At 70.5% G+C, this 15,093-nt stretch carries 14 protein-coding genes; 5 read left to right on the plus strand and 9 right to left on the minus strand.

Going from position 1 to position 15,093, the window contains the following annotated elements; translation table 11 throughout:
• Positions 1 to 131 precede the first annotated feature (131 nt).
• Complete coding sequence (locus CFK38_RS17320) at positions 132 to 494, minus strand: hypothetical protein (protein WP_172895750.1); 363 nt, start codon at positions 492 to 494, stop codon at positions 132 to 134.
• 72 nt (positions 495 to 566) lie between these two features.
• On the opposite strand from CFK38_RS17320, the gene CFK38_RS15085 reads away from it, so the two are divergent.
• Complete coding sequence (locus CFK38_RS15085; RefSeq protein WP_172895812.1) at positions 567 to 1,811, plus strand: MFS transporter; 1,245 nt, start codon at positions 567 to 569, stop codon at positions 1,809 to 1,811.
• 190 nt (positions 1,812 to 2,001) lie between these two features.
• Here the strand turns inward: CFK38_RS15085 and guaA are convergent, their stop codons facing one another.
• From guaA to CFK38_RS15110, 6 genes are all read right to left on the minus strand, one after another.
• Complete coding sequence (gene guaA / locus CFK38_RS15090; protein ID WP_096803813.1) at positions 2,002 to 3,591, minus strand: glutamine-hydrolyzing GMP synthase; 1,590 nt, start codon at positions 3,589 to 3,591, stop codon at positions 2,002 to 2,004.
• A gap of 87 nt (positions 3,592 to 3,678) precedes the next feature.
• On the minus strand, positions 3,679 to 4,098 hold the full coding sequence (locus tag CFK38_RS15095) for a DUF3817 domain-containing protein (protein ID WP_096803814.1): 420 nt from the start codon (positions 4,096 to 4,098) through the stop codon (positions 3,679 to 3,681).
• 3 nt (positions 4,099 to 4,101) lie between these two features.
• Positions 4,102 to 4,947 carry an SURF1 family protein gene (locus CFK38_RS15100; protein ID WP_096803815.1) on the minus strand — a complete coding sequence of 282 codons (846 nt, stop codon included), beginning with the start codon at positions 4,945 to 4,947 and terminating at the stop codon, positions 4,102 to 4,104.
• 92 nt (positions 4,948 to 5,039) lie between these two features.
• On the minus strand, positions 5,040 to 5,888 hold the full coding sequence (locus CFK38_RS15105) for a carbohydrate ABC transporter permease (RefSeq protein WP_245851110.1): 849 nt from the start codon (positions 5,886 to 5,888) through the stop codon (positions 5,040 to 5,042).
• Positions 5,885 to 6,877, minus strand: a complete 993-nt coding sequence (locus CFK38_RS17425; RefSeq protein WP_157773506.1) for a carbohydrate ABC transporter permease — start codon at positions 6,875 to 6,877, stop codon at positions 5,885 to 5,887. The genes CFK38_RS15105 and CFK38_RS17425 overlap by 4 nt, the downstream gene beginning before the upstream one ends.
• A gap of 148 nt (positions 6,878 to 7,025) precedes the next feature.
• On the minus strand, positions 7,026 to 8,354 hold the full coding sequence (locus CFK38_RS15110) for an ABC transporter substrate-binding protein (RefSeq protein WP_096803816.1): 1,329 nt from the start codon (positions 8,352 to 8,354) through the stop codon (positions 7,026 to 7,028).
• A 333-nt stretch (positions 8,355 to 8,687) separates the two neighbouring features.
• On the opposite strand from CFK38_RS15110, the gene pta reads away from it, so the two are divergent.
• The gene (gene pta, locus CFK38_RS15115; RefSeq protein ID WP_096803817.1) at positions 8,688 to 10,787 is read left to right on the plus strand and encodes a phosphate acetyltransferase; all 2,100 of its coding nucleotides are present in this window, start codon (positions 8,688 to 8,690) and stop codon (positions 10,785 to 10,787) included.
• Positions 10,788 to 10,823: 36 nt separating this feature from the next.
• Positions 10,824 to 12,041 carry an acetate kinase gene (locus CFK38_RS15120; RefSeq protein ID WP_096803818.1) on the plus strand — a complete coding sequence of 406 codons (1,218 nt, stop codon included), beginning with the start codon at positions 10,824 to 10,826 and terminating at the stop codon, positions 12,039 to 12,041.
• 44 nt (positions 12,042 to 12,085) lie between these two features.
• On the opposite strand, the gene CFK38_RS15125 is transcribed toward CFK38_RS15120, so the two are convergent.
• Positions 12,086 to 13,195 carry a GuaB3 family IMP dehydrogenase-related protein gene (locus CFK38_RS15125; protein WP_096803819.1) on the minus strand — a complete coding sequence of 370 codons (1,110 nt, stop codon included), beginning with the start codon at positions 13,193 to 13,195 and terminating at the stop codon, positions 12,086 to 12,088.
• An 80-nt stretch (positions 13,196 to 13,275) separates the two neighbouring features.
• Here CFK38_RS15125 and CFK38_RS15130 point away from each other — a divergent pair, with 80 nt between their 5' ends.
• Positions 13,276 to 13,767, plus strand: coding sequence for a hypothetical protein (locus CFK38_RS15130; protein ID WP_096803820.1), 492 nt, complete (start codon positions 13,276 to 13,278; stop codon positions 13,765 to 13,767).
• Positions 13,768 to 13,787: 20 nt separating this feature from the next.
• Here the strand turns inward: CFK38_RS15130 and CFK38_RS15135 are convergent, their stop codons facing one another.
• Positions 13,788 to 14,504 carry an exonuclease domain-containing protein gene (locus CFK38_RS15135; protein WP_096803821.1) on the minus strand — a complete coding sequence of 239 codons (717 nt, stop codon included), beginning with the start codon at positions 14,502 to 14,504 and terminating at the stop codon, positions 13,788 to 13,790.
• A 133-nt stretch (positions 14,505 to 14,637) separates the two neighbouring features.
• Between CFK38_RS15135 and CFK38_RS15140 the strand changes: the two genes are divergently transcribed.
• Complete coding sequence (locus tag CFK38_RS15140) at positions 14,638 to 15,072, plus strand: VOC family protein (protein WP_096803822.1); 435 nt, start codon at positions 14,638 to 14,640, stop codon at positions 15,070 to 15,072.
• Positions 15,073 to 15,093: the final 21 nt, after the last annotated feature.

A 15,093-nucleotide genomic window follows, 5' to 3' on the forward strand; every position in this document is an offset into this window, starting at 1 on the left:
CATAACCCCTCCGCCTCCGGGGCGGCAAGCAGTCGCCCCGCCGATCGGTCGGGGCGGGAGCCGTCAGCCGCCAGAGGGAGCCCAGCGCGCTGCGGAGACGTCCTCGGCTCCGTCGGACCGCAGCAGGGCCCTCACCGCCGCTTCTCGAAGCGCTCCCAGGCGGATTGCCGGGTCATGCCGAGAGCTGCCCCGATCCGCGCCCAGCTCACACCACGCTCGCGCAGCCTGCCCACCCACTCGCCAAGATGCTCCTCGACCCCGTCGCGAGCGCCGGCGATGTCGGCGATCCGGCCCAGCAGAGTGTCGTCGTCGACCTGCTGCCATTGCGGGGCCAGACGCCGGGGGTCATCGGCACCGGTCACCCCCTCGGCCTCGAACCTCTCGACGGCACCGAGCGCACAACTCCGGCAGATCGTCGCCAGCGGGCTGTGCAGCAGAGGGCCCACTGTCGCTCGCGGCAGCAGGCAATGGCTGCACATGTCATCGGATCTCACCACGACATTCTTGCGCATCTCGCTGGATCCCGAGGTGGCGAACGTCAGGCATTGCCTGACAGACTGTCAGGCATGACCTTACGAAGCTCACCCGGGTCCCGTTCTCTCGGCTGGTTCGCCGCCACCAGCTTCAGCGAGGCGCTCGGGGACCAGATGGCGCGATCACTCGCTCCGATCATCGTCGTGAGCATGTTCGGGGCAGGGACTGCGACCATCGGTCTCCTGCACTCTCTCGGGCTCGGGATGTTCCTGCTGCTCAGCATCCCGCTGGGCCACCTCGGGGACCGTCTCTCCCGGCCCATCACGATGAAGACCACGAGCACCGTGCTGCGGATGGTGGTCCTCGCCCTCGCTCTGCTCGCCTGGGCCCTCGATCGGCTCGAGGGCTCTGCCGGGATCATGATCCTGCTCGGGCTGATGGCCGTGATCGGCATCGCCGACGTCGCCTTCACCACCGGGCGCGGGATCGCGGTCCCCCGCCTGGTGCCTCTCGATCAGATCCGATCCGCCATGGGCACAGTGCACACCACGGCACAGATCGGGACGGTCCTGGCCCCGCTGGCGCTCACTGCGCTGCTCGCCGTCGCCGTCCCGCCTCTGGCGTGGGTCGCCGTGATCCTCGCCTACCTGATGTCGGTCCTCTCGCAAGGGAGGTACCGAGGGATCGATATCCCGGCCGGCGACTCCTCGGGGCAGCGCAGAGGGCGACGAGTCCCCCTCAAGGACGGCATCTCCCATCTCCTCTCCGAGCCCACCCTGCGCCGGGTCACTGCCTCGAGCGCCTTGTACAACGCCGCGGTGATGGCCGCCAACACGCTGCTGCCCGTCATCGCCCTGACCGAGCTGGGCCTCTCCCCCGCCGCATTCGCCGCGATCGGCGGGGCGGGAGCGGTCGCCGGAGTCATCGGTGCCGCCTCCGCGTCGCGGATCACGGCGCGCCACGGACTGCGCCGGGTGCGCATCGGCGCCGCGCTCGCTGCGGGCTCCGGGGTGCTGCTGGTCCTGCTCCTCACCGTCCGTGACGGGCTCCTCCCGGGACCGGCGGTGCTCTGGCTCGGAGCCTTCTCCGCGGTCTCCGGGGTCTGCACCTCGGTCTCCGCCGTCGCCGGCGCAGACCTCATCGCGCGCTTCACCCCTGGTGAGAAGCTCGGCGCGGTCGCCGGCGCCCAGCGCACGGCGACGATGGGCATCATGCCCGTGAGCGCGCTGCTGATCGGGCTCCTCGGAACGCTGCTGGGCACCACGCTCGCGACCTCGGTGTGGCTCGGGCTGACCCTCGCCGCGGCGGTGCCGTGCTTCCGGCTGCCTACGAGGTGATCCACCCGGGCCATCACCGCGCCGGGCACGGTCGAGTCGTGAGTTCCGCGGCCCATGACGCTGCGCAGGCCGCACTTCTCACGACTCGGGGCGAGAGGGCACGGCAGCACCCGTGCCCGGGCAGCACAGCGCCCCGCGACCGGATCCGGCGGATCGGTGCGGGGCGCTGGCGCCAGGGCTCAGCGGGAGCTCACTCCCACTCGATGGTGCCCGGGGGCTTGCTGGTGATGTCGAGGGTGACGCGGTTGATCTCGCTGACCTCGTTGGTGATGCGGGTGGAGATCCGCGAGAGCACATCGAAGGGGACCTTGGCCCAGTCGGCGGTCATCGCGTCGTCGCTGGTGACGGGGCGCAGCACCACGGGGTGGCCGTAGGTGCGGCCGTCGCCCTGCACGCCCACGGAGCGCACGTCGGCCAGCAGCACCACGGGGCACTGCCAGATGGTGCGGTCCAGTCCCGCGGCGGTGAGCTCGGCGCGGGCGATCGCATCGGCCGCGCGCAGGATGTCCAGGCGCTCCTTGGTGACCTCGCCGATGATGCGGATGCCCAGACCGGGCCCGGGGAAGGGCTGGCGCCAGACGATCTCCTCGGGCAGTCCCAGCTGGGAGCCGACAGCGCGCACCTCGTCCTTGAACAGGGCGCGCAGCGGCTCGACCAGCTCGAAGGAGAGGTCCTCGGGCAGGCCGCCCACGTTGTGGTGGCTCTTGATGTTCGCGGCGCCCTCGCCGCCGCCGGACTCGACGACGTCCGGGTACAGGGTGCCCTGGACGAGGAAGGCCGTCGCCTCGGCGTGGTCCCCCTCGACCACGCCCTGCTCCCGCAGGATGTCCGCCTGGGCCTGCTCGAAGGTGCGGATGAACTCGCGACCGATGATCTTGCGCTTGGTCTCGGGATCGGTGACCCCGGCGAGCGCGTCGAGGAACTGCTGCTCGGCGTCGACCATGACCAGCTTCGCGCCGCCGGTGGACGCGCCGAAGGCCTGTTCGATCTGCTCGGACTCGTCCTGGCGCATGAGGCCGTGGTTCACGTACACGCAGGTGAGACGGTCACCGATGGCGCGCTGCACCAGAGCGGCGGCGACGGCGGAGTCCACGCCGCCGGAGAGGCCGCAGATCGCGGAGCCCTCGCCCACCTGGGCGCGGATCCGCTCGAGCTGCTCCTCGATGACGCCTCCGGTGGTCCAGGTCGGCTCGATGCCGGCGCCGCGCACGAGGAAGTTCTCCAGCACCTCCTGACCGCGGTCGGAATGGCCGACCTCGGGGTGCCACTGCACGCCGTAGAGGCGCTTCTCGGTGTTCTCGAAGGCCGCGACGGGACTGCCGGACGAGGTGGCGACCACCTCGAACCCGGCGGGGGCGGCGGTCACGGAGTCGCCGTGGCTCATCCACACGTTCTGCTCCGTGTCCTGCGCGGCGAGCAGCTGCGAGCTGCCGTCGATGCTCTCCAGACGGGTCGCGCCGTACTCGCGCACCCCGGTCGGGGCGACGGTGCCGTCCAGCGCCGCGGCCATCGACTGGAAGCCGTAGCAGAGCCCGAGCACGGGCACTCCGGCCTCCAGCAGCGCCGGGTCCAGGCGCGGGGCGCCCTGGGCGTAGACGGAGCTGGGTCCGCCGGAGAGGATGATCGCTCTGGGCTGCTTGGCGAGGATCTGCTCGGTCGTCAGCGAGTGCGGGACGACCTCCGAGTAGACCTGGGCCTCACGGACCCGGCGGGCGATGAGCTGTGCGTACTGGGCGCCGAAGTCGACGACGAGGACGGGGCGCTGGTCGGTGTCGTTCACCCGAGAGAGTCTACGTGCGAGCGCTCCGCTCGGGCGCGGGAGTCCGCCCACCGCGAGCGCAATCCTCGTCACGCTCGCCGGCCGGGCTCACTCCCCACCCGGAGCTCCGGCGCGGGCATCGTCCTGCAGGGTGGGTCGACGGGTGAGGTCGGACTCGACCCGCTGGTGGGTCCAGCGCTCCCCGAAGAACGACAGCACCGGGACGATGCCGAAGAACATCAGCAGCAGCATCCGCGGCAGGCCCCAGCGCATCTTCATCCACAGGTCGAAGCCGAGGACCACGTAGATCATGTAGATCAGGCCGTGGATCGGGGACCAGACGGAGGAGACCTGGTCCCAGAACGGGGAGACCGAGGAGAACCAGGTGTCGCCGCCGAAGACGACGTAGCGCATCGTCATGATGCCCACCAGCACCAGCAGGGCGATGCCCTCCACGAAGGAGGCCACGCGGAAACGGGCGAAGGCGGTCCTGCAGGCGACTTCGTCGAGGGGGCGGGGAGCGGGCACGGGTCACACGTCCTTGTCAGAGGGAGGGGCGGTCGTCGTCACGACGGCCGGTGAGCGGGTGGGGAGGGAGTCGTCCTCGCCGAGCAGCTTCTGCATCGCCTCGCGACGGTCGGCGACCTCGTCGAGATGCGTCGCCCGCACGGAGCGCCACCACAGGAAGAGGAAGAAGCCGCCGAAGGCGACCCACTGGAAGGAGTAGCCGATGTTCTGCCAGTTCAGGCCGCGCGAGAAATCGGACTCCGCCTCGGGCAGCGTCCGCAGCGTCCCGGACGGCTCGGCGAGGGAGACGTAGCCGGAGTACATCGGCGATCCCCATTCGTTGACCAGCATCGGGGTCGCGATCTCGGGCGCCACTCCCCCGTCCACACCGCCGGAGGCCGCTTCGCTGGCTTCCAGCTGGCCGGAGATCTCGATCTCGCCCTGCGGGGCCGCGGGGACGAGTGCGGGGGTGATGCGGCCGTCGGCGTCGGTGACCTCCGCAGCGGGGAGCCAGCCACGGGCCACGGGCAGGCGGGCCCGGGTGCCGTCGCCCTGGTCCACCAGCAGGGAGGAGATCACGAGCACGGCCGGAGTGCCGCCGATGTTCCGTCCGGGCACGATGACCTGCTCACCGGGCACGAAGCTGCCGGTCACGGTGACGATCTCCCCCGCTATCTCGTTGGTGACCGGATCTCCCACCGCGAGCACGCCGCGGAGGTCGCCCAGCTGCGCGGGTTCGGCGGCCTGGTCGGTGATGACCTGGTGCGCACGGTCCCACTGCCAAGTGGCCAGCAGCCCGCACACGAGGGTCGCCACGATCATCAGGGCGAGCATCCCCAGGAAGCGGGGACGGAGGGCGACGCGGAGCATGGGCCCATGGTACGAGCCGCTGCTGGGACGGACCCTGAGCAGCGACGTCTCTCACATCGCGCTGCGCGGGCCCGGCCCGCCGTGCGGGGTCCTCACCCCTTGACCGCGCCGGCGGCGAGGCCGGCCTGCCAGAACCGCTGCAGGCCGAGGAACAGCACGATCAGCGGCAGCACACCCAGCAGGGCGCCCTGCATCACGGCACCGTAGGTCGGGTCGAAGTAGCTCATCATCCCGTAGAGCCCCAGCGTGATCGGCTTGAGCGCGTCGGAGTTGAGCATCATCAGCGGCAGCAGGAAGTTGTTCCAGGTCGCCACGAAGATGAACAGGAAGATGGTGACCATCGCCGGAGCCAGCAGGCGCAGCACCATATCGACGAAGATCCGCAGCTCGGAGGCGCCGTCGATGCGGGCCGCCTCGATCAGCTCGGTGGGGACCGAGGAATCCGCGTAGATCATCCCCAGGAAGACCCCGAAGGGGCTCACGCAGGACGGGAGGATGATCGCCCAGATGGTGTCGGTCAGCCCCAGCGAGTGGAACACGATGAACATCGGGATGGTCAGCAGGGCGATCGGCAGCAGCAGTCCCGCCGAGATGATGCCGACGCTCGCGGTGCGCCCCGGGAAGCGGAACTTCGCGATCGCGTAGCCCGCGGAGACCGAGATCAGGGTGCCCGCCGCGCCGGCCACGGTGGAGTAGAGCAGGGAGTTGCCCACCCAGCGCCAGAAGTGGCCGCGGGTCCAGGCGATCAGCGTCTGGTAGTTCTCCTTCAGGCGGATCTCGTCCGCGAACCAGAAGCCGTTGCTCGTGGTCATCTCCGCATTGGATTTCGTGGAGGCCAGCAGCAGCCAGTAGATGGGGAACAGGAAGTAGATCAGCACCACCGAGAGCACGATGATGGTGAGCACCTTGGTGCTCCGACGGGTCGGCAATGCAGCGCTCACTTGGCGAGCCTCCTCTGGACCAGGATGTACACCAGGGCGAGCAGTCCGGCGAGGACCGCCATCACCAGGGAGATCGCGGAGGCCGGGCCCACCCCCGACGGTGAGATCTGGCCGCCGATCGCGGTGTTGTACGCCATCATCATCGGCGTGTAGCCCGGGCCCATCCAGCCGTTGCGCACCGCCAGCACCGTGGGCTCGTTGAACAGCTGGACCGTGCCGATGATCGACAGCAGCACGGCGAGCATCGCGGCGCCGCGCACCATCGGGACCTTGATCCGCGTGGCCACCTGCCAGGCGTTGGCACCGTCGATCCGGGCCGCCTCGTACAGCTCGCCGGGGATCGCCTGCAGCGCGGCGAGGAAGATCAGCATGTTGTAGCCGGTGAAGGTCCAGGTGGTGATGTTGGCCATCGACCACAGCATGAGGTCCGTGGAGAAGAAGTCCACCTCGAGGCCGAACCAGCCCAGCGCCTCGGAGAGCGGCGAGAGCTCCGGGGTGTAGAGGTAGGTACACACCAGGCCGGCGATCACGCCGGGGATCGCGAAGGGCAGGAAGTAGCCCAGCCGGAACACCGTCACCCGCTTGATGACGGTGGAGTCGATGAGGATCGCCAGGAACAGGGCGGCGAGGATCATCACCGGCACCTGGACGGCGCCGAACAGCATCACGCGGCCCACACCGGACCAGAACATCTCGCTGGTCAGCACGTAGACGAAGTTGTCCAGTCCCACGAAGCTGCTGGTGACCACCTCATCGGCGGCGCCGGTGGTGCAGCCGTAGAGCGGATTGGCGCACCCCTCGTCGATGGCCGCCACCTGGCGGAAGAACGACTCCTTCACGGAGGCGAGGATGGGGACGATGAAGACCAGCAGGAACAGCAGGGCGAAGGGGGCCATGAAGGCCCAACCGACCATCCCCTCGCGGCGCTGTGCCGGTCTCCGTCGTGGCTGCCGCACCGTGGGGGGTGCGGTGGCGCTCTGAATGCTCACCTGGTCCTGCTCTCCTTGCTGGGTGTCAGTGGTGCCCGCACGACGGGCGGGGCGGGACGCTGCGGTCCGCACCCCGCCCGTCGGCGGTCATGCACCGGGATGCTCCGGCGGCGGCCGGGTCAGCCGGGCTCCTCGGGAGCCCTCGGGGTCACTCGACGACCGGCAGTCCGGCGTCCTCGAGGGACGAGACGGCAGCGTCCTGACCGGCCTCGAACAGCTCGGCCATCGTCGTGCCGTCCTTCGAGACGGTCGCACCGGTCTCGTTGAGGACCGCGCCGACCGCCGGCCAGGTGGGGCCGAAGGCGAAGTCGGGGTTCATGCGGTCGTTCGCCTCGGCGAGGACGCTGTAGACGTCCTGGCCGTTCCACAGCTGCTTGATGTTCTCCGGGGTCTCCGGCTCCTCCGTCGTCGCGGCGACGACGAGGCCCTGCGAGACCAGGTCCGGGACCTGGGTGTTGTACCAGTCCGCCACCAGCATCGCCTCTTCGGGGTGCTCGCAGCCCTTGACCACGGCGACTCCGGAGCCGCCGTCGGGCCCGGTGGAGGGGTTGGCCGGATCGAAGGCGGGCAGGTGGGCGACCTCCCAAGAGGTCTCCTCCTGCTCGAAGTCGCCGAGGAAGAAGGCCGGCTCCCAGCCCGCGCCGACGGTGCCGATGATCTCGCCACCGACCAGGGCATCGGTGAAGGCCGTGTCCCAGCGGCCGACGATCTTGATCAGGTCCTCGTCGATGAGCTTCTGGTAGACCTCGGCGACCTGGGCGGTGGCCTCGTCGTCCAGGCTCACCTCCCAGCCGTCCTCGGTGCCCTCGAACCAGGTGGATCCCGCCGCGGCGGCCTGGCCGGACATGAGCGCCTTGACCTCGTCGGTCTGGAAGGTGCCGATGTACTTGCCGTCCTCACGGGCGATCTTGGCGGCCTCGTAGAACTCGTCCCAGGTGGTGGGGACCTCGATGCCGAGCTCGTCGAACGCGGCTGTGTCGTACATGTAGATCAGCGGGCCGGTGTCCTGGGGAAGGCCCACGACGGCGCCGCCCACGGTCATCTGCGTCATCGGGCCCTCGGCGTAGTTGCCGGTGTACTGGTCGGCGTAGTCGGTGACATCCATGAGGTCCCCGGCGATGAACGAGGAGCCGATCGCGTCGTAGCTGACCTGCGCCAGGCACAGCCCGTCCCCGGCGACCACGCTCTGGTGGATCTTCGCGTAGGACTCATCGGCCTGGCCGTCGAACTTCGTCGCCTCGACCCGGATGCCGGGGTGCTCGGCGTTGAAGCGCTCGAACGACTCCTTGACCAGAGTCATGCCCTCCCCGTCGGGGAGGCGATGGAGGTACTGGATGACCACCGGGTCCTCGGCGGTGCCGCCGGTGGCCCCTTCCTCCGCAGTGTCGGCTGTGCCGCCGCAACCGCTGATCACCAGGACGGAGGCGACCAGGGCGCCGAAGAGCGCCTTGTTACCCTTCTTGACACTGTGAACCATTTCTCTCCCTTGAGATTCCTGCCGTTCGTTGCGGCATCGAGTGCTGATGGACGGAGCTGCAGACGCCGCCCCCAGGGGTGTCGGCAGGGCCTGCGGCGAGCCTGAGGACGGATTGCGGAACAACTCTCCGGACCGTAAGGAACCTTAACACTCTGAGCTGTCGTCACCAAGGGACCCGTGGCGCCGGTCCCCACCACCCGCGGCCCGGCGACGAGGTCGACCACCCCGCTGGTCGGGACGCTCGCCGAGGCGCGGTCCGGCCGGGGCCGCGCTCCCGAGCGCGGCCGTCGTCGTGGTCCCGACGGTCCCGTCCCCGGTGCGGATGCCGCGCTTATGCTGGGGAGCGTGTCCAAGAGTGTCTATATCGCCAGCCCGGAGGGGATGACCGGCAAGTCGATGGTGGCTTTCGGCCTCCTCGAAGCCCTCGCCTCGCGGTCCGACCGCGTCGGGGTGTTCCGCCCCGTCGTCCAGTCAGGTCGCGCGCGCGACTATGCCGTCGAACTCCTCACCAGCCATCCGGCCGTGGAGCAGACGTACGAGGACGCGATCGGGGTGGACCACCAGCTGGTGCTCTCGGACCCCGAGACCGCGCATGAACGGATCCTCGCCCACCATCGCGAGCTCGCCGAGCGCTTCGCGGTGCTGGTGATCCTCGGCTCGGACTACAACGACCTGGCCAACCCCACCGAGCTCGCGTTCAACGCCGAGGTGGCGGCGAACATGGGCGCTCCCGTGGTGATCGTCCTGTCCGGCCTGGACCGCAGCCCCGACCAGATCGCCGCCCTCGCAGCGGTGTCCGTCAGCGAGTTCGGCGGGCACCACGCCCTGCCGATCGCCATGGTGGTCAACCGTGCCGACCCCGACTCGCTGGGCCCGATCCGCGATGCGGTCGCCACGAGGGTGCCCGGGGCGCTGGTCGCCGCGATCCCCGAGAACCCGATGATCCTGGCCCCCACCGTGCAGGAGCTCAAGGACGCCGTCGACGGCACCCTGCTGCAGGGCAATCCGGAATGGCTGGACCGTGTCGCGGTCGGCACCGTCATCGCGGCGATGAGCCTGCCCAACGTGCTCAGCCGCCTCACCGAGAACTGCACCGTGATCGCCCCCGGCGACCGGTACGACCTGCTGCCGGGACTGGTGATGGCGCAGCAGTCGGGCACCTTCCCCGCCCTCTCCTCGATCGTGCTGACCGGCGGCTACGACGTCCCGGACGAGGTGGGTCGCCTGATCTCCGGCGTGCAGCAGGACCTGCCGATCATCACCACCGACCTGTCCACCTTCGACACCGCCGTGAGGGTCGCGCGCTCTCGCGGCCGGTTGGACGTGGCCAGCTCCCAGAAGGTGGACGCCGCCCGGCGGGCCGTCGCCGAGCACCTGCCGATCCCGGACCTGCTGGCCTCCCTCGAGGTGAGCCGCAGCGAGGTCGTCACGCCGATGATGTTCGAGTTCGAGCTGCTGGCCCGCGCCCGCGGCGAGAAGAAGCGGATCGTGCTGCCCGAGGGTGACGAGCCGCGGATCATCGCGGCCGCCGAGGCGATCCTCGCCCGGGGGGTCGCCGAACTGATCCTGCTGGGGGACGAGAACACCATCCGGGCGAAGGCCGCCCAGCTGGGGCACGACATCTCCGAGGCCCGGATCGTCTCCCCGCACGACGCGGAGCACGTCGAACGCTATGCGGTCGAGTACGCGCGGCTGCGGGCGAAGAAGGGCATCACCCTCGAGCAGGCCCGGTCGAGGGTCCAGGACGTCTCCTACTTCGGCACCATGATGGTGCAGCTGGGCGAGGCCGACGGGATGGTCTCCGGCGCGGCCCACTCCACCGCCCACACCATCCGTCCCTCCTTCGAGATCATCAAGACCAAGCCGGGCGCGAAGATCGTCTCCTCGGTGTTCCTGATGGCGCTCGAGGACCGGGTGCTGGTCTACGGCGACTGCGCGGTCAACCCCGATCCGACCGCCGAGCAGCTCGCCGACATCGCCGTGCAGTCCGCCGCGACCGCCGCGCAGTTCGGGGTGGATCCGCGCATCGCGATGCTCTCCTACTCCACCGGCACCTCCGGCACCGGGGCGGACGTGGACAAGGTGCGCGAGGCCACCGCACTGGTGCGCGCGGGCGAGCCGCAGCTCGACGTCGAGGGCCCCATCCAGTACGACGCGGCCGTGGACGCCTCGGTCGCGAAGACGAAGCTGCCGGACTCCTCGGTCGCCGGGCGGGCCACGGTCTTCATCTTCCCGGACCTCAACACCGGCAACAACACCTACAAGGCCGTCCAGCGCTCCGCCGGTGCCATCGCCATCGGCCCCGTCCTGCAGGGCCTGAACAGACCGGTCAACGACCTCTCCCGCGGTGCCCTGGTGGACGACATCATCAACACCGTGGTCATCACCGCGATCCAGGCGCAGGCCGAGTCCGCGTCGTCCGTCGCCCGCTGACGGCCCTCCCTCCCCCAGCGCTCAGGAGCTCACCCCATGCCAGATCCCACGGCCCCCCGCATCCTCGTCATCAACTCCGGCTCCTCCTCGCTGAAGTTCCAGCTGCTGGATCCGGCCGACGGCGCCGTGGATGCCTCCGGCATCGTCGAGCGGGTGGGGCAGGACAGCGGCAGCGCCACGATCTCCGCCGGTGCGCGGGAGTCGAGCTTCGCGGGCCCGGTGGCGGACCACAGGGCGGCGATGACGATCGTGCACTCCCTCTTCGAGGACGTGGGCCTGTCGCTGAGCGACGACCGGATCCGCGCCGTCGGCCACCGCGTCGTCCAGGGCGGCGCCCGTTACTCGGAGCCCGTCCTCATCGACGACCAGGTGCGGTGGGACATCCACGATCTGGGCAAGCTCGCCCCGCTGCACAACTATGCGGCGGTGGACGGGATCGACGGCGCCATGGCGCTGCTGCCCGCGGTGCCGCATGTGGCCGTGTTCGACACCGCCTTCTTCACCGCTCTGCCGGAGGCGGCGGCGCACTACGCCCTGAACCGCGAGATCGCGGCGGAGTACAAGGTGCGCCGCTACGGCGCCCACGGCACCAGCCACCAGTACGTCTCCCGCGCGGTGTCGGAGCATCTCGCCGCGCAGGGTCAGGACGTGACCGGTCTGCGGCAGATCGTCATGCACCTGGGCAACGGGGCCTCGGCCTCCGCCGTGCTCGGCGACCGGGCGGTGGAGACCTCCATGGGCCTGACCCCGCTGGAGGGGCTCGTGATGGGCACCCGCACCGGGGACATCGACCCCACGATCTACCTGCACCTGCATCGCCGCGCCGGGTTCGGCCCCGCCGAGATCGACGACATCCTCAACAAGCGCTCGGGGATGCTGGGCATGTGCGGGATGAGCGACTTCCGGGACATCACCAGGGCCGTCGAGGCGGGCGATGAGGCCGCGACCCTCGCCACCGAGATCTACGTGCACCGGCTGCGCAAGTACCTCGGCTCCTACACCTTCGTGCTCGGCGGCCTGGACGTGCTGTCCTTCACCGCGGGCATCGGCGAGAACGTGCCGATGGTGCGCGAACGGCTGCTGACCGGTCTCGAGGAGCTCGGCATCGAACTGGATCTCGAGGCGAACTCCGCACGCAGCAAGGAGGCGCGGGTGATCTCCACGCCGCAGTCGCGGGTGACGGTGATGATCGTGCCGACGAACGAGGAGCTCTCGATCGCCCAGCAGGCCTCGGAGGTGGCGCGCAGCGCCTGAGGTCATCCGGCCGCGCCCTCAGGCGCGGAGCCCCTCCGCGCAGCTCATGGCTGGGCGATGACGTCGACCCGCTGGAACTCCTTGAGGTCGAGATACCCGGTGGTGGCCATCGCGTGGCGCAGCGCCCCGATGAGGTTGGTGGTGCCGTCGGCCGCGATCGAGGGCCCGAAGAGGATCTGCTCGAGCGGTGCCGCCGTGCCCACGCTGACCCGGTGACCGCGGGTGAGCGTCGGATGATGGGCCTCGCTGCCCCAGTGGTGCCCCTGCCCCGGGGCCTCCTCGGCGCGGGCGAGAGCCGCGCCGACCATCAGCCCGTCCGCGCCGCAGGCGATGGCCTTGACCAGGTCGCCGGAGCGGCCCAGGCCGCCGTCGGCGATGACGTGCACATAGCGGCCACCGGACTCGTCCATGTAGTCGCGGCGGGCGGCGGCGACGTCGGCCACCGCACCGGCCAGCGGCACGGAGATGCCCAGGGTCTCCTCGGTGGTCTGCGAGGCGCCGCCGCCGAAGCCGACCAGCACCCCGGCCGCACCGGTGCGCATCAGATGCAGGGCGGCGGTGTAGGTGGCGCAGCCGCCCACGATCACCGGGACGTCCAGCTCGTAGATGAACCGCTTGAGGTTCAGCGGCTCACGAGTGGTGGAGACGTGCTCGGCGGAGACGGTGGTGCCGCGGATGAAGAACAGGTCCACGCCGGCGTCCACGACGGTCTTCCAGTGCTCCTGGGTGCGCTGCGGGGACAGCGCCCCGGCCGCCGTGACCCCGGCATCGCGCAGCTGCTGGAGCCGGTCGCGGATCAGCTCGGTCTTGACCGGCTCCTCGTAGACCGAGCGCATCACGCCCACGACCTCGTCATCGGAGGCGCCGGCGATGCGGTCGAACTGGGAGGTGGGGTCCTCGTAGCGGGTCCACAGGCCCTCGAGGTCCAGCACGCCGAGCCCGCCGTGGCGACCGAGCGCGATCGCGGTCTCGGGGGACATCAGGGAGTCCATGGGGGCGGCGAAGATCGGGATGTCGAAGTGGTAGGCGTCCACCTGCCAGGCGGTGGAGACGTCCTCCGGGTCCCGGGTGCGCCGGGAGGGGACCACCGCCACGTCGTCCAGGCTGTAGCTGCGCCGTCCCCGCTTGTTGCGGCCGATCTCGATCTCGCTCATCACAGGGGGAGTCTACCGTCGGCCCGGACTGCTCCGTCCTCGCACCCGGCGCAGGGCGCGTCGCGGGCTACCGTGGAACGATGAGCTCCGAGCATGCCGCCGGCCCCACCCCGCTGCTGCCGTCCCTGGTCGCCGCCGCCGGCGTGGTCCTGACGGTGCTGGCCGTGGTGGAGGCGGCCAGGACGGTCCCCGCCGCGGACCAGGCACGGCCGATGAACGAGCTGGTGCTGGCCGCTGCGCTCGCCCTCGGCGGCTACTCACTGACCCGTGTGCTGCAGCTGCTGCTGAGGGCGCAGTCGCGGCGGCGGCGCCGCCGCGCCGGGGCCGCGCTGCCGGAGGTGCGCCGGCAGCTGGTCGATGCGCATTCCCTGCACGCGGTGTGGGTGATCGGGGTGGGGGCATCGATCGCGCTGATGGGGGCGCTCGGGGTGTGGTCGCTGCTCGACGGCAGGCCGTCCGGCCTCGAACCCGGATGGCCGCTGCTGCTCTGCGGCGGGGCGGTGGCCCTGCTCGCCCACCTCGCCCGGCAGTGCACCTCCAGGTGCTGGCAGGAGGCCGGGGATGCGGAGTGAGCGACGAGCCGTGAGCCGGGTCAGAGCGGCCACGCCGTGTTGACGTCCGGCGTCTTGCCCTTCTTCGTCAGCCACTCGTTCATCCCCTCGGCCCAGCGGCGGTGCCAGCCCGTCTGCTCCCGGTGCAGCACCTCGAGCGAGGAGGCGGCGACCTTCGGGTACTTGGCGGCGATCGCGCGCACCACGTCCAAGGTGGCGGAGACGTCGACGTCAGCGGTGTGGAGACGGCCGTCCTGCTCGATCCCGAAGTGCGCGAGCACGTCGGTGAGGGTGCGCTTCCCCTTGCGGTAGCGATCCACCCCGCGATCGATCACCAGGCCGTCGATGACCGGCGCGATGTCGTGACCGAGGCGCTGGGTGAGGGTGGGCAGGCCCAGACGGGTCAGCTCGTTCTCCAGGATCGCGAGGTCGAAGCTGATGTTGAAGGCGACCAGCGGGATGTCCTTCCCGAGCGACTCGGCGATCAGAGCAGCGACCTCGTCGAGCGCCTCGGCGGCCTTCATCCCGTGGGCCCGGGCGTGCTCGGTGCTGATCCCGTGCACCCGCTGCGCCGGCTCGGGGATGTCCATCTCCGGGTCGATCAGCCAGGTCGCGACGGTCTCGTTCTCCCGCCCCGGTCCCACCGAATGCACCAGGGCGACGGTGACGATCCGGTCGCCGGCGACATTCGTGCCGGTCGTCTCGGTGTCGAAACCGAGCAGGGGGGCATCGATCCAGGACGTGGTGCTCGCGCTCATGCGCTCAGCCTAGACGCGGGGACCGACCGACGGCGCCGCGGAGCCGGCGATGTGGACGCAGGCCCCTCGGGGAGGAATGATCACCTCCACGCCCCCGGTCCTCGGGGCGACGGCACGATCCGGAGGAGAGCCCATGCCCGCACCATCCCTGTACCTCCACCTGCCCGGCACCGCTGCGGACGCGCTCGAGTTCTACCGCGGCGTGTTCGGCGGCACCGTCGAGCGGCACAGCTTCGCACAGTTCGGACGGACCGACGGTCCGGGGGCCGCGATCGCCCACGGGGTGCTCAGCGGGGCCGTGGACCTGTGCGTCGCCGACGCCGGCGCGGAGGACGAGTCGTTCTCCGCCCGCGGCCTCATGATCGCCCTGCTGGGCACCGCGGAGCCGACGACGCTGCGCACCTGGTTCGCGGGCCTGGCCGAGGCCGGTGAGGTGGTCGAAGACCTGCAGCGACGCCCGTGGGGAGCCTCCGACGGGCAGGTCCGGGACCGCTTCGGCGTGCTGTGGCTGATCGGCTACGAGCATGGCACCGAGACGGCGCAGCAGGCCGCGAGCACGGAGAGCTGAGCCCGCGGCGGCCGCCTCCGT

The organism is Brachybacterium vulturis (genome assembly GCF_002407185.1).
Taxonomy (GTDB): domain Bacteria; phylum Actinomycetota; class Actinomycetes; order Actinomycetales; family Dermabacteraceae; genus Brachybacterium; species Brachybacterium vulturis.